Source organism: Mucilaginibacter yixingensis (genome assembly GCF_041080815.1).
GTDB classification, from domain to species: Bacteria; Bacteroidota; Bacteroidia; order Sphingobacteriales; family Sphingobacteriaceae; genus Mucilaginibacter; species Mucilaginibacter yixingensis.
Genome location: NZ_CP160205.1, coordinates 638,192 through 652,875 on the forward strand (window position 1 = coordinate 638,192; position 14,684 = coordinate 652,875).

A 14,684-nucleotide genomic window follows, 5' to 3' on the forward strand; every position below is an offset into this window, starting at 1 on the left:
AAGCCTAAATTTCGCTATAGAGGCCTAATGGCTATACCGACCAGGGATTTTTTCGTTGCCACCGCATGAATGTCAGTGCTGTTTGAATAAGAACCGGCCATCGTTAAAACGCCTGTAGCAACGCCGATTGAACCACCGTTCCCGACTATCGTACTGTCGTCAATCACCTCGGTGAAAGCGGCGAAATCTCCGTTCGACCAATAATTATAGTTGTTAGTTCCCGTTGTATTAGCCAAGGCTCCGGCATCGCCCACCACAATCAGATCATTGTTTTTCGTGGTTGTTCCACCAGTTGACCAGCCACCGGTATCCGTGTATGTGTCGATATCGGTTTTGACAACTTCCCATGGGTTTCCTGTTGCAACGGCACCTCTTATGGCCATCATCTTCGCCAGTTGGTGATCACCTGAATCACCTACGGTCGGCGCACCTTGCGTTCCATTATAACGCGACCAAAAAACGGTGAGCCGGGCACCATCAGTTCCGCCGGCGGTTCCTGTACCTGCGCCTGACCCCGTTACTACTGCCCAGGTTCCTCCGTTTTGGTTGGATATGGACGCTGCCTGATTGGCCGTTTCCACAAACAGTAGAAGGATATCATTTGACTGTAGCCCTGACGGCAGTGAAGGCGTGATCGTTCCCGTACTGGCTGCTGCAGCGCCTACACCCACTATGGTCGGCGCTGGCGAGCTGCCGCCCGTACCGCCGCTGGTGCCCGTATAGGTTAAGCGAACGGCCTTACCGGCCCCTACCACTACTGATGTACTGGTATAAGAAACCGTCCCCTGATTGACCCAGGTATTGCTGGCGTCAAAGTACCCCTGGCTTGCGCCGGTCACATTAAGTGAAGAAGCATAAGTGAATGTACCGCCCTGAACACTCATCAGTACCGCCTCAGTGGCACTCCGTTTAATGCTGATCCCGATATCCGTGCTTGTCGTTGGCGTATAGGTTATCGATAATGTGCCACCAGTCGACGGTGATGTTGAGTTGGCCTTCCAGTTGTGTACAAATAAGTTCTTTCTATTCGCATTAAGGGCGAGGTCAACCGGATCTGTCTGGATCATGTGGTTGATCGTTCGCACTTCGTTTACATAGCTTCCGTGAGGGCTATAGGATCCCACGGTGGTCTGATCATATAGATTATTGTTATCTGGCCCGCACATGTTATAAGTGTCAAGCTGAGTATCGCCGGCGAGCGAGGCTAGTTTGAGCCTTCCTGTGTTATGCCCATCGTTTTCCATGATCATTTTAAAATTTTTACCGATAGAGGGCATCACGCTCTCCATATCATCGGGGGCGTTTGAATAATCATCTATTCCGATGAAATCTACATTGGTGCCGGCACCAGTGCGCAGTGCTTCATTGGCATTGATTTTGGCTGTTAAAGTTGGTTGGTCGTGTATATTATTCACACGAGTCCACACGACATAGGCGGAGTTTTTAACCGCACTTCCAATAGCACTTAGGTAGGTGATGTCATTGGTGCCTGAATCATGGCTCCCGCCCCTGAATTCATTATTTAACTGAACGCCGATAACCGGATGCTTGGAGCTGTGCGCTGCATCCCATGATGCAATGTGCGCCATTACCTGGCCAAGCACGTAGGTTTCACGCGCCCTGAGATTCACATCTGTGATATTCAATGTATAATTACCGTATGTTCTGTCGATGGTATAATCGCTGGTGGTCGCGGGCGACTGACCGTTCGCATCCGGAGAATACAATACATAATCCGGCACGCGTAAATGATTAACGCTGCTGGAAGCGTCACCGAGCGGCTGGGCGTGGCCGCCGCTGTTAGCGCCAAACCAAAGCATTTCCATCTTTAGGTTATAAGTATTGCAATAACCAAGATACGTATCTAGTATGGTCCAATCAAAATTATCCTTTGTTGGTTCTACTTCATACCAGTGGATCGGCAGACTGACGGTATTGAAGCCGTCTGATGCTGCCTGGGCAACCAGAGCCTCGCACTGGGCCCAGCTCCAACCATAGGTAGACCAGTAACGTAATTTGTCGATCCTTATCTGGATATTAGTCATGTAATAGGGCATACCGCCAACTCTGAGGACATATTTTTCAGAACCGCTTAAACTGACATCGACTGTGGAGATAGGCGTCGTGCTCATGACAGCCAGGTTCTTGGAATCTGCACCCTTTCCGGGAGTACCCTCGGTGGCCTGAAGGATATTTTTTTTGCAGCCCAAAACAACACACAATGTGGAAAGAAGTACAACCTTCTTCCACGTTAACACGTTAACTTTTTTTCTCATGATAGTAACATTTGGTTTATATAATTTTTGTTAATTATTCACATAGTCGTACGTAGATCAGGCAGATGGTCGTACCCTTGGATTCGCGCCTTGATTTCTGAATCGTTTGGGAAGATTTTCTTGGTTAACTCGTATTTGAAGCACCGCTAAGTAACGCCGCTTTATTCATACAAGAGGGTAACAAAACATGAATTTTGCGGGTCAAAATCTTCATTCCCTTACCCAAAAGGTTAATTTTCGTGACTTATGGCCAATTAAAGCTTTTCCGTAACCAAAAAAGGCTTGAAGAAGGCTGCCTGTTCTGTGTATAATACGGAGAAGTTGACCAGGTGATTCCGTGGCAAATTGACCACCCAAAGTGCTGGCGAACGAGCGCAGCGAACGCTGTAGAAGCGTTGTCAAAAGTAGTTATTTAAAGTGTGTTTTGCAGATAGCTTTTTTCGGGCTCTGCGGGCCTTCTTTTTCTCATCGACTCTCCCTTTAGTTCCATCCGGTGCGCATCATGCACGATGCGGTCGAGGATAGCATCAGCGATCGTCTTTTCACCAATGACCTCATACCATTTACTGACCGGCAGCTGAGAGGTGATGATCAGGGATGTCTTACCGTGCCTGTCCTCAATGATCTCCATCAGTGCGGCCCTGCTCTGCGCATCAAAAGGTTGTATACCGAAGTCATCCAGGATCAGTAGTTGCTGGCGTTCCAGTTTGGCTACATCCTTCATGTAGGAACCATCTGCCTTGGCCATCTTCAGCTTAGCAAAGAGTTTGGGTGTGCTGGCATAGAACACGCGGTAACCCAGTATGCAGGCTTGGTGTCCGATAGCAGAAGCGATATAGCTTTTGCCGATACCGGTGCTGCCTGTGATCAACAGGTTCTCATTCCGGTCAATAAAGTGGCAGTCTGCCAGGCGCATTACCTGATTGCGGTCGATACTACGGTCGGCATGGTAGTGGATGTTCTCTACCGAGGCCTTATAGCGGAACTTAGCATACATGATCGTACGCTCTATGCGCCTGTTCTGCCGGTCGTCCCATTCGGCCTCTACCAGGTGGGCCAGCAGTTCATCAGTGGTGTATTCTGCGGTCTGTCCCGTTTCCAGGCAGCTTTTAAAGGCATGGTACATGCCATAGAACTTCAGTTTGCGAAGTTTGTCTAAGGTGTTCGTGTTCATATCGATCTGTTCATTAATGGTTATTTATAGTAGTTCTCTCCCCGGATATTGTCATGGCTGGGCATAGGCAGCTCGTCAGCAAATAAGCTTTCCTCGTAGCTGTCCATCTTGTTCTCCAGTATCTGCTGTATGGTCTTGTAGTTGTACACGCCATAGCCGAGCGCACGCCTGCAAGCGCTGGCCAGCCTTTCGTTACCTGCCTTGCGCGCCAGGCTGAGGATACCGATACAGGAGCGGTAAGCTTGTTCCGGATGTTGCTTTCGGTCCAGTATCTTCAGGATGTAAAGCCTCACATCCTCGTGAATGGATGCTGCCCATTCCAGGAACTTATCGGGTGTCCATTCGGTCATAAAGCGGTGTGTCGAAGCCAGGTGATCTTTATCCGTTGTGTAGCTGTAAGGGCTTTTGATGCGCCTGTGCATGGCGATGCGTTCATAGTGGTAGTAGACTTCTACGTTGGTGCGGGAATACAGCAGTTTGACCTTCCTGCCGATAAAGCGGTACGGTACGCTGTAGTAGTGTTTGTCGATACCCAGACAAACATGTCCGTTCTTCATTACAGTGGCCTGGTGCTGCCGTTTGAACTCATAACGTAATGCCGGTAATGGCGAGAGTGCCTGGCGTTCTATCTCCTCGAACTGGAGCTTTCTGCTGTAATTGCGGCCTTTCAGCGGCTGGCTGTTATGTGCTTCTAAAGCGACCTTGATCGCGATATTCAGTTCTGCAAGGGTATGATAGGCCTCTTTGCGAACAGGTGCGTAGATACGGCTGTAAACGATCTTAACGGCTCCTTCTACCAGTGCTTTGTCACGAGGGCGGTACGCCCTCGCTGGTAAGATGGTCGTTCCGTAATGGTCGGCAAAGTCAGCAAAGGTCTCGTTCAGCGTTGGCTCATAGCGGTTACTCTTGGTAACGGCAGCCTTCAGGTTGTCGGGAACGATGGCGGCAGGTACGCCGCCATAAAAGTGCAGGGCATTCTCACAGGCTGCTATAAAGTCTTCTTTCTGCTGGCTCAGCACAGCTTCTACGTAAGTTAGTTGGCTGGCGCCAAGGATAGCAACGAACACCTCGGCCTCGATGACCTCACCGGTATCCTTGTCCGCTATGCTTAGCTTTTCACCGGCAAAGTCCACATACAGCTTATCACCGGCTTTATGATCCAGGTGCATCGTGGGGTTCACGCGGGCTTTCCACTGGTTGTAATAAAAGCAGAATTGGGTGTACTTGAACCCGTCAGGGAACTCTTTGATATAAGCTTCCCACAGGATGCGGCGGTTCATACCGACACGCTTTAACTCTTTATCTATCTGCGGGAAACAGCGTTGCAGGGCCACCATTCGCTTGTCCGGGGGACGTTCACTGCTTTTGCCAAAGAAGTCCTCCAGCTCCTTATCATTAAGGGTATTGATTTCCTCGAACGTAAAGCCGCTGGCATCGAACGCAATAAGGTACTTCTTTGCGGTATTGCGTGACACGCCGGTCTGGGCCGCTATCGATAGCTTGCTGCGGCCCTGGCTGTACATCCTGAGGATCTGTCTTATCTTACTCATGCTTATCGTAGTGTTGGCCATTAGTGAAGTTGTTAAACCTCAAAAATAGGCCTGCTTCTACAGCATATGTGGCTCGTTCGGGGTGGTCAGTTTCCTCCGAAATCAGGTGGTCACTTTCCCGCGGAATCGGTGGTCAGTTTGCGCCGAAATCAGGTGGTCAATATCAGCGAATTCTCCAACATAAGAGCCCGAAGAGACTTAATTCATCCAAATTTCAAATAAGCTCGAAAACAAATTTTTCAAGCACCATTTGAGTACCAAAATTGAGAAAAATAAGGGCAATTATCCAAGAATTTGGATAGGGTAAATGGATGTAAGTTACTAACAGTGAGTTGTTTAGTTGTCGTAAGTTGTCAAAAATTTGGAGTGTTTGCCGGGCCTATTTGCCGATACAGAACTTACTAAATATATTATCCAGTAAATCATCCGTAGTTACTGTTCCGGTAATCTCTCCGAGGTAATGAAGGGCTTGTTTGATATCCATCGCCAGGAAATCTGAGGTGACGGATACAGTTATGCCGTCGAGTACGCGGGTTAGGGCGGTTTCGGTTTTTTGGAGGGCTTCCAGGTGACGGATGTTGGTTACCAGGGTTTCATCGCCGTTCAGCTGACTTTTAATGGCCGCATCGTAGATCTTGTGTTTCAGTTCGTCTATGTGGCGTTTTTCTTTGGCCGATATAATTACTGCGCTTTCGGTATGCGGCAGGGCGGCCAACTGTTCGGGGTTAAGCAGATCGGCTTTGTTGGCTACGATCAGCATATTCATATCAGGTTTTTGCAGGCTGGCAATATCGTTATTCAGTTCCTCAAGGGTAATGGCCAGGGCATCATAAACATACACCAGCAATGCCGATTGACTGATCTTCTCCATCGTCTTCTGCACACCAATTTGCTCAATGGTGTCGGTAGCTTCGCGGATACCGGCGGTATCTATCAGGCGGAAGTTGATGCCGCGGATGTTCAAAATTTCTTCAATCGTATCGCGTGTGGTACCGGGAATGTGGCTTACAATAGCGCGCTCTTCATTTAGTAAGGCATTGAGCAGGGTAGATTTTCCGGCGTTTGGCCTGCCGGCAATTACGGTGTTTACGCCTTGCTTAATGGCATTGCCTAACTCGAACGATTGGATCAGTTTACCGATCACCCGCATAATTTCATGAACCAGCGATCGCAGTTGCTCGCGATTGGCAAACTCTACGTCCTCTTCACTAAAATCCAGTTCCAGTTCTACCAGCGATGCAAATTGTACCAGTTGCTCGCGCAAGGCCTGCAATTGGTTGCTAAAGCCACCGCGCAGTTGCTGCATAGCTACCTGTTGTGATGCTTTGGAGTTGGCAGCAATCAAATCGGCCACGGCCTCGGCCTGGGATAGATCCAGCTGGCCGTTCAGGAAAGCCCTTAGCGTAAACTCACCGGCACGGGCGGCACGCGCACCGTTCTTGATCAGCAGTTTGATGATCGACTCAATAATATAGTTAGACCCATGGCACGATATCTCCACCACATTCTCGCGCGTGTAGGAACGAGGAGCCACAAACAGCGATACCAGCACCTCATCCAATGTTACCTCGCCATCTACAATATGGCCAAAGTGGATAGTGTGCGATGCTTGTTTATTGAGGTCCTTGCCCTTAAACACACGGCCGATGATATTAATGGCTTCAGTGCCCGACAAGCGGATCACCCCGATGGCGCCTATCCCGGCAGGGGTGGCAAGGGCTACAATGGTATCGTTGTTTAGTAAATCGTTCATAGATCATAGTTCATGGTAGTAAGTAAGGCGATGAACTATCAGCCATGAACCATGAACACAGGGGCAAAGGTCGTAAATTCTGTACAACTAAATAGTGCTCCGTAGCTCAGATTGCTCGTCCGGGCTCAGAGCAATGTCATTTTCAAAGCGCTTTCTGGACGGACGAAGTGTAATTAGATAAATAATAAGAATAGCCGATAACTGTAAATAGATAGTATTATGCGTCCGAAGAGCCAGTATCAATGCCACCATAGAAGGTGCTTCAATAAAAGAGAAGCGCCTGATTAACGCCCGCCGGTACGCGGCTAGCTTTTCATCCAATGATCCCAGCAGGCTGATAGTGGTCGTCCGCCTGGTAAAAAACAACACCCCACCTATGGTTCCACCGGCGGCCAAGCCCAATGCTAATTCAAAAAAAGGATCATGTCGGCGTGGTAGGCTAAAATACAGTGGTTGATTTTTATTATTGACTAGAGCTATAAGAGCGAGTATTATTTGTCCTGCAATAAGTGCTCCATGTGCCGTCTGTGTTGTTTTGAAAAAAGTACTTTTATTTACTGGTGTTTGGCTGATCATCAATAATTGTGCGGTTTAAATGTAATGCTACTAATCTAGTATTTGACGTTGAAAAAATCAATTGCTATTACCTGAAAACAGGTACCTTGCAGCTTCATTATGGTAAGCTTTTTTGAATCAAATCTGGCCGAGCTTTCGGTGCATTATGTGGGTAATCAGTCTAAAGATGAGCACTATGTGTTGTCTGAAAAATCATTGACTTTTAAAGACGAGACTATCAGCGAGTTGCTGAAGCAATATTTTCTTACGCCCTTCGGGAAGGTGAACGAGGTGTATCACCTGATGCATCATGCTGATATCAACCTGAATGAGATCTATCATTTCGCCGGAAAAATATTTGAAGATTCGCTGCGCTTACATGAGGTGTCTGAACTCATTGCTAAACATCTGTATAACGTATCGGGGCACCCCAATATAAAATCGGGCGAGTTGTATGTGGGCTATTTTGAGAATGTGCAAATAGAAGGCGATTTGCACGATGTCATCGGCATCTTCAAATCAGAAAACAAGGAGACTTACCTGAAAGTGTTTCCGCAGGACGAGGGTTTTGAGGTTGATTACGAAGAGAACGCCATCAATATCAACAAGCTTGATAAAGGCTGCCTGATCTTCAACACAGCTAAAGAGGAAGGTTATAAGGTAGTAGTGATTGACCATACCAATCGCAGCAATGACGCCGTCTACTGGAAGGACGATTTTCTGCAGCTGAAGATCCGTAACGATAATTTTAATCAGACCAACAATACGCTCAGCATTTACAAAAATTTTGTCACCCAAAAATTGGACGACGAGTTTGATATGACTAAAGCCGATAAGATAGATCTGCTTAACCGGTCCATGAAATATTTCAAGGAGAAAGAAACTTTTGATATGGACGAGTTTACCGGCGAGGTTATTGGCAATCCGCAGGCAATAGAGTCATTTAAAAACTATAAAAACCAATACGAACAGGAGTTTGACACGCCTATTGCCGATAGCTTTGACATCTCGTCAAACGCTGTAAAAAAACAAGCGCGCGTTTACAAAAGCGTACTTAAGCTTGACCGTAACTTCCATATCTATATTCACGGTGACAAAGAGCTGATAGAAAAAGGTTTTGACGACGAGAAGGCAATGAACTATTATAAAGTTTACTTTAAAGAGGAGCAGTAGGGGTTGAAGGACCGATCTCAAATTTTTGCCATGAAATACCTTTTTACCTTATTCTTGATCGCAATTGTAAGTCAGGGCGTCTTCGCACAGGCCTTCTATGTAGTTAATGATCCAGATGGGTATGTTAATGTACGGGCGGATAGGAGTCCAACTTCTAAAGTTAAAGGTAGGATTAATAGGGGGGAGGTTGTGCTGTTAGGAGATGTGAAGCCACAGGACGCTTGGTGGCCAGTATATACTCCAAGTTTAACCACTGTTTATGATACAGGCAAAGTTGGAAGTGTACCCCGGGAAGGCTTTGTTCTATTAGGCTATGTTTATAAAAATAGATTAATATCCATCGAACATTTGCCAAGCGCCGGTCGGTTGAAATTGCAAGGAAAGTTACCCGCTCAACACCTAATTATTCAAAATGACCGGGTCCGGCTAAGCCTAACCACGCAGATATTTAATAGAAAGGCACATCATGTTCTAATCCAACACGGTTCTGTAGATAAAATTGACGGGAAGCAGCCTTACGGTATTGATGGCGAGCTGCCGCATACCGAGATCAAGGGTATGGAGCTACTAATTGATGGAATTCCTGTTTCAATTCCCCGCGATGATTTTAATGATTTGTTTGAACCCAGGCTTGAATCCTTAAACGTTTATATTGATAAACGGGGTTGCATCTATATATGTATGCCCAATAATAGTGATGGTGCAGGCTCATATGGAGTAGTTTGGGTGGTTAAAGACAGTAAAGTGATAGCCCGTTACTTAGATAACAGTGAAGCATAAAAGAAGCGCCCTTTCTTAGGGCGCTTCTTTTTTTATCTCCAATAGCCGCGGTGCCAGTGGTAGCCGCGTTGTGAGCGTTCCCATGAACCACCTACCCAAACACGACCGGTGCGCGGGCGGGTATAATATCCGTTTCTGTAAACGTAGCGTCCGCCATTCCAAACCCATTCGCCAGATACCCAGACGGCACCATCATACGGTGCTACCGGACGGCTGTATACCGGTTCGGCAGGTTGGTCGGTCACATAATAATCGCCTGCACAGGCGGTTAATAAGCTGCCCAAAAGGACCAGGCCGATCAACAGTTTATTTGCTGTTTTCATAACTGATAGATTTACCATATAGTATGACAAACAGCGTGCCGAATGGTTTAAAACCTTATTTTCTGGCAAATTTGGGCGCTATCACCAAGTCTTTACTGCCGGTGGTGTACTGATAAAAGCCCATTCCGCTTTTGACGCCCAGGTGCCCGGCAGTTACCATGTTTACCAGCAATGGGCAAGGCGCATATTTAGCATTGCCAAAACCTTGATGAAGCACTTTTAAAATGGCCACGCACACATCCAGCCCAATAAAATCTGCCAGTTGCAGCGGCCCCATTGGGTGAGCCATGCCCAGTTTCATTACCGTATCAATTTCTTCAACGCCGGCAACGCCCTCATATAGGGTGTAGATGGCCTCGTTAATCATGGGCATTAGTATGCGGTTAGCTACAAAGCCGGGATAGTCATTCACCTCAACGGGCACTTTATTTAGCTGGCGCGATAGATTCATCACCTTGGCGGCAACGGCATCAGTAGTTGCATAGCCACGTATTACCTCCACTAATGGCATAACCGGTACGGGGTTCATAAAATGCATCCCAATAACGTTGCCCGGGTTTTTGGTAACGGCTGCAATTTGTGTGATAGATATAGACGATGTATTGGTGGCCAATATCACTTCATCGCCGCACAAACTGCTCAGTTGCTTAAAAAGCTTTAGTTTGATATCTGGATTCTCCGTGGCTGCTTCTATAACCAGATCGGCCCCGGCTATGGCTGCTGCCAGATCTGTCCCTGTCTTGATATTATTGAGCGTCGCCGTTTTGATGCGCTCATCAATGCTGCCCTTCTTGATCTGGCGATCAAGATTACCTGAAATTTTATTAATAGCTTTTTCAAGGGCTTCTGTACTTAAGTCAGTCAGCTGCACATTAAAGTTGTGCTGCGCAAAGGTGTGGGCAATGCCGTTGCCCATGGTGCCGGCTCCTATAACGGTAATGTTTCTTATCATATCTGTTCCGGGTTACTGATGAGTACAATATCGAAATCATATTGTAATTATTTGATAAAAAATCGGCTGTTATGTAACTGTCGCACTACATTCGTTTATAGTGGATTATGTTTAATCTGATCTTGTAGAACAACCGCCTGTTTGCTTATTTCTGAAGATGTCAATTCCTTTAATAGTCCAACCCGGTAAATGTTCACCGTTTCACCCGCATAATGATGGATGGCTTGTTCTGAATAGGGATCAGTATCGCCATTAAAAACAATAGCTTTTATGGGGATATAATACTGACGTAGCAGGGCGATGGATAGCAGGGTATGATTGATACTCCCAAGGTAATTGCGCGATACCAGAACAACTTCGGCATCCAGCTTTTTGATCATATCTATGATGAAATGGCGGTCATTAAGTGGCACCATCAATCCGCCTGCGCCTTCAATAATTAATTGGTTGTTGGTTTGCGGGGCTACAATTTTTTCCAGGTTGATCTCCACACCATCCAGCGCTGCCGATTTATGGGGCGAGAAAGGTTGTGTCAATCGATAAGCCTCAGGATGAAAAACCGTTTGTGTATTGGCAACCAGTCGCTGCACTTTCATGGTGTCACTATTATCCAGATCGCCGGATTGTACCGGTTTCCAATAGTCAGCATGCAAGGCTTCTACCAATATAGCCGATACAATGGTTTTACCCACATCGGTACCAATGCCGGTTATAAATAGTGGTTTTTTCATAGTGTAAAATTATTAATCAAATCGGCAAGTGTGTCAATCTCCCCGTCAGTATTAAAAGCGTGGAGACAGATGCGCAGGCGTTCTGTGCCTGCCGCTACCGTCGGGCTCAGTACAGGTCTTACATCAAATCCGTTTGTTTGCAAGTGGCTGGCCATAGCGCGCGCCTTTTCATTACTGCCGGCAACAATGCATTGTATGGCGCTATCGCTGGGAATGATTTGTACTGATGCACTCACCTTGCTTTTAAAACGATTAATATGCTGATGCAGTTTTTCTGTTTGTGCCGATGACGATTCCAGCAGTTGATATGCCATCTTAATGGTGGTCAACTGATGCAGCGGAGCGGCCGTGGTATATATAAATGAGCGTGAGAAATTAACCAGATAATCATGCAGCAAGTGGCTTCCTGCAATTGCCGCGCCATGACAGCCCATGGCCTTACCGTAGGTGATGATCTTGGCAAATACTTGCTGCTGTAGTCCGGCAGTTTCTACCAATCCATAACCGAACACGCCGGTTGCATGGGCTTCGTCTACAATTAAGGCGGCATCATATTGCGCCGCCAATTGGGCGATTGCCGCCAGCGGAGCACGATCGCCATCCATAGAATAAATACTCTCTACCGCAACGTAAACTCTGCCAGCGGCATTCTTGAGTTTCTGCTCTAAGGCTGATAGGTCGTTATGTTTAAACGTATAGCGGTTGGCATTGCTCAGGCGGATGCCATCTATAATGGATGCATGGATCAGCTCGTCGGTAATGACGGTGTCGCCGCGTTGGGGCAGCGAAGAGAATAGGCCCACATTGGCATCATAACCAGAGTTATAAAGCAGGGCGGCTTCAAAACCGTGGGTCTGCGCAATCTGATTTTCCAAAGCTTCAGCATAAGCGGTATTGCCCGCCAGTAGCCGGGAGCCGCCGGAGCCATTTTGCGAAGGCAGTGCACGCAGCTCGTCGTCAACACGCTGCTTCAGGGTTGCAGAACGGGCAAAGCCGAGATAATCATTGGAGCAAAAATCGGCCAGTTGGGTGGCTGGTTTTTGCTCACGATAATTGCCGGCCGTTTTTCGGGCCTGCAGGCTTTGTTGGATGAACGCTTGGACTTTATTCAAAGCAAATAAATTTGCGCTAAAATAAAGAAAGCGGCCGAATGGGCCGCTTTCTTACTTCTCGAAAATCTTTTAATTAGTTGCCTGCAGGAGGAGTACCGCCGCCGTTGCCGCCGTTACCACCACCATTGCCGCCTCTGCCGCCCATACGGCTCATTCTGTCGGCCATCATTTTGTCATAAGCAGTAGCCTGATCAGCAGTTAAAACAGCTTTGATCTTGGTGTTTGAAGCTTCCATTAAAGGACGGAATGCTTGTCTCATTGCCTGACGATCGCCGTTAGCAGCTTTCATCAAACTGTCTCTTTTCACTGCCTGATCTTTGTAGATAGCAGTGATCTTTGCAGTTTGATCATCATTCAGCTTTAACTCTGTTTGCAGTGATTTAGCCTGTTCTTCCGGGCTACGTTGCATACGGCCACCGCCACCCTGGGCGAAGCTCATCGCGGTTGCTCCAATTACGAAGCAGCATACTAACAATAACTTTTTCATTCTTTAAGTTTTTAAGTTAGAATAAAGATATACGCAATTGGTTTAATAGCAACTGTGTAACTTAATTGTTATATGCCTCTTTTTTACTTAGTTAGTGTTGTTTTTTTGCAGGTCTGATATGCTGCGCTGCATTTGGGCCATCATGCTGGTCAGGCTTTCCATGGTTGGTTCTGGTGTGGGCTCTGGCAGGTGGGTTGAAAAGTAGCCTTTGGCTTTCCAGATCTCCAGGATGTCTTCGCCATTAATATCATAAGGCTCATATACCGGGTTGTCTGATACCAGTTTCAGTTTTTTATTGTCTTTAAACTTGTTGCCTGCGCGTTTGTAAACCACACCATCATTTTTTGAGATGATTACGTAGGTTTCTCCGGCTTTAACATCTGTCCAGCGCTCCAGGTATTCGCCTATAATAATACTACCGGTTTGCAGCGGCAGCATCGAGTCGCCTTTAATTTCAAAAGCGCGGTAGGTGCCCTGCTTAAACATAGGCAGGTGGAACTTAGGCAGCTCGGCCACAAATTGCGGATCGGCATAACCGTTCAGGTAGCCGGCGCTAGCTTTAACAGGCACTAATTCAATGTTTTCGTTCTCGTCTTTATCTACCGTAATAGATAATATACGCAGGTTGCTGCCTTCGCCTTTTGGTTTGGGGGCCCAGCCTTCGTCAATAGTTTCATTAATAAAGTCGTCAACGCTCACATCAAAATACAATGCTAGTTTTTTTAGTAGATCATATTTTGGATCTGCGCGATCCTCTTCATATGCGCCTACTAATGAGCGTTTTATACCAATTTCATCGGCGAATGCCTGCTGGGTTAAGCCCTTCTTTTTCCTAAGAAACTTAATATTTTGTGAAATTATTGACATAAAAAATTTGGATTTACTAAATATGTTAGTAATTTTATGCTCATAAAGTTAGTATTTATTTTTTGAGCCACAAAATTTTTTTGTCATGAAACGCTTCATCTACATCATAACAGACAGAAACAGAACTAATTTGCATGTTGGTCTTTGTGCAGATTTGCTAAAGACTTTGGAGTTTTACAGCCAGATGCCTAACCTGTTTTTTGATAATTCGCGCCAGTTGAGCCGTCTGGTCTACTTTGAGGAGATCAATACCGAAGAGCAAGCCGTTGAACGCTTCAAATACGTAAGCACTTTTACCCGCCCAATGAAAGAGAAAATGATTAGGGCTGTAAACCCGGATTGGATTGATTTGACGGTTGGCTTAAATGCCGAACGCAGCGCACGCTTTGCACGCCCGCAAATGCGCCCGGCTATTTCATCTAACCGCAGAGCGGTTACTGTTTAATAAATTTAAATGCGTAAGAGTTCATGCAGTAGCGCTTGCCGCCCCGATTTACGGGGCCATCGTCAAACACATGACCGAGGTGCAGACCGGTGCTTTTTTCAATAACCTCATCTCGCACCATGCCGAAGCTGGCATCGCGGCGGATCTCTATCTTTTTAGGATCTACAGGTTTTACAAAGCTGGGCCAGCCGGTGCCGCTGTCAAATTTGTCGGCAGATGTAAACAACGTATCGCCGGTTGCAGCGCTTACATAAATGCCTTTCTGGTGATTATTCCAGTAGGGGTTATCGAACGGCGTTTCCGTTCCGCTGTTCACCATGATATCATAAGCTTCGGGCGAAAGGATTTTTTTCCACTCCGCAGCAGATCTGGCTTTTGGGCGTTTAGGTTGATTCTTATCCGGGTTGTTATTATGCTGACATGCTAATATGGCTATCGTCCCAATAACCAATACTAAAAGGAATATCTTTTTCATATATAGCTAAATACGGACTGGCCTGTCAGAC

Annotated in this window: 15 protein-coding genes; 3 read left to right on the plus strand and 12 right to left on the minus strand. The window is 46.7% G+C overall.

Annotated features, from left to right (window positions below; translation table 11 throughout):
• Positions 1–14 precede the first annotated feature (14 nt).
• The 5 genes from ABZR88_RS02710 to ABZR88_RS02730 form a co-directional block, all read right to left on the minus strand.
• Complete coding sequence (locus ABZR88_RS02710; RefSeq protein WP_107831699.1) at positions 15–2,276, minus strand: DUF4978 domain-containing protein; 2,262 nt, start codon at positions 2,274–2,276, stop codon at positions 15–17.
• A 412-nt stretch (positions 2,277–2,688) separates the two neighbouring features.
• Entirely contained in the window at positions 2,689–3,450 is a 762-nt protein-coding gene (gene istB / locus ABZR88_RS02715) for an IS21-like element helper ATPase IstB (protein WP_107831783.1), read from the minus strand.
• Between the two features lie 20 nt (positions 3,451–3,470).
• Positions 3,471–5,000 (minus strand): IS21 family transposase, encoded by a 1,530-nt coding sequence (gene istA, locus ABZR88_RS02720; protein WP_369434689.1) that lies wholly within the window; start codon positions 4,998–5,000, stop codon positions 3,471–3,473.
• Between the two features lie 379 nt (positions 5,001–5,379).
• Positions 5,380–6,753 carry a tRNA uridine-5-carboxymethylaminomethyl(34) synthesis GTPase MnmE gene (gene mnmE, locus ABZR88_RS02725; protein WP_107829441.1) on the minus strand — a complete coding sequence of 458 codons (1,374 nt, stop codon included), beginning with the start codon at positions 6,751–6,753 and terminating at the stop codon, positions 5,380–5,382.
• A gap of 87 nt (positions 6,754–6,840) precedes the next feature.
• Entirely contained in the window at positions 6,841–7,329 is a 489-nt protein-coding gene (locus tag ABZR88_RS02730; RefSeq protein WP_107829443.1) for a hypothetical protein, read from the minus strand.
• Between the two features lie 99 nt (positions 7,330–7,428).
• On the opposite strand from ABZR88_RS02730, the gene ABZR88_RS02735 reads away from it, so the two are divergent.
• Positions 7,429–8,481, plus strand: coding sequence for a nucleoid-associated protein (locus ABZR88_RS02735; protein WP_107829444.1), 1,053 nt, complete (start codon positions 7,429–7,431; stop codon positions 8,479–8,481).
• A 30-nt stretch (positions 8,482–8,511) separates the two neighbouring features.
• Positions 8,512–9,261 carry a hypothetical protein gene (locus ABZR88_RS02740; RefSeq protein ID WP_107829446.1) on the plus strand — a complete coding sequence of 250 codons (750 nt, stop codon included), beginning with the start codon at positions 8,512–8,514 and terminating at the stop codon, positions 9,259–9,261.
• 32 nt (positions 9,262–9,293) lie between these two features.
• Here ABZR88_RS02740 and ABZR88_RS02745 read toward each other — a convergent pair whose 3' ends face one another.
• From ABZR88_RS02745 to ABZR88_RS02770, 6 genes are all read right to left on the minus strand, one after another.
• Positions 9,294–9,584, minus strand: coding sequence for a YXWGXW repeat-containing protein (locus ABZR88_RS02745; protein WP_107829448.1), 291 nt, complete (start codon positions 9,582–9,584; stop codon positions 9,294–9,296).
• 55 nt (positions 9,585–9,639) lie between these two features.
• A complete protein-coding gene (locus tag ABZR88_RS02750; RefSeq protein WP_107829450.1) occupies positions 9,640–10,536 on the minus strand; it encodes a 3-hydroxyacyl-CoA dehydrogenase family protein in 897 nt (298 codons plus the stop codon).
• A gap of 95 nt (positions 10,537–10,631) precedes the next feature.
• The gene (gene bioD, locus ABZR88_RS02755) at positions 10,632–11,267 is read right to left on the minus strand and encodes a dethiobiotin synthase (protein ID WP_107829452.1); all 636 of its coding nucleotides are present in this window, start codon (positions 11,265–11,267) and stop codon (positions 10,632–10,634) included.
• Positions 11,264–12,379 carry a pyridoxal phosphate-dependent aminotransferase family protein gene (locus tag ABZR88_RS02760; RefSeq protein ID WP_107829454.1) on the minus strand — a complete coding sequence of 372 codons (1,116 nt, stop codon included), beginning with the start codon at positions 12,377–12,379 and terminating at the stop codon, positions 11,264–11,266. The genes bioD and ABZR88_RS02760 overlap by 4 nt, the downstream gene beginning before the upstream one ends.
• Before the next feature lie 73 nt (positions 12,380–12,452).
• Positions 12,453–12,866 (minus strand): periplasmic heavy metal sensor, encoded by a 414-nt coding sequence (locus tag ABZR88_RS02765; RefSeq protein ID WP_107829456.1) that lies wholly within the window; start codon positions 12,864–12,866, stop codon positions 12,453–12,455.
• 87 nt (positions 12,867–12,953) lie between these two features.
• On the minus strand, positions 12,954–13,733 hold the full coding sequence (locus ABZR88_RS02770) for a LexA family transcriptional regulator (RefSeq protein WP_107829458.1): 780 nt from the start codon (positions 13,731–13,733) through the stop codon (positions 12,954–12,956).
• A gap of 85 nt (positions 13,734–13,818) precedes the next feature.
• Between ABZR88_RS02770 and ABZR88_RS02775 the strand changes: the two genes are divergently transcribed.
• Complete coding sequence (locus ABZR88_RS02775) at positions 13,819–14,178, plus strand: nuclease (protein WP_107829460.1); 360 nt, start codon at positions 13,819–13,821, stop codon at positions 14,176–14,178.
• Here the strand turns inward: ABZR88_RS02775 and msrB are convergent.
• Positions 14,168–14,653: a peptide-methionine (R)-S-oxide reductase MsrB gene (msrB, locus tag ABZR88_RS02780; RefSeq protein ID WP_107829462.1), complete on the minus strand. Its 486-nt coding sequence runs from the start codon at positions 14,651–14,653 to the stop codon at positions 14,168–14,170. The genes ABZR88_RS02775 and msrB overlap by 11 nt on opposite strands.
• Between the last annotated feature and the right edge of the window lie 31 nt (positions 14,654–14,684).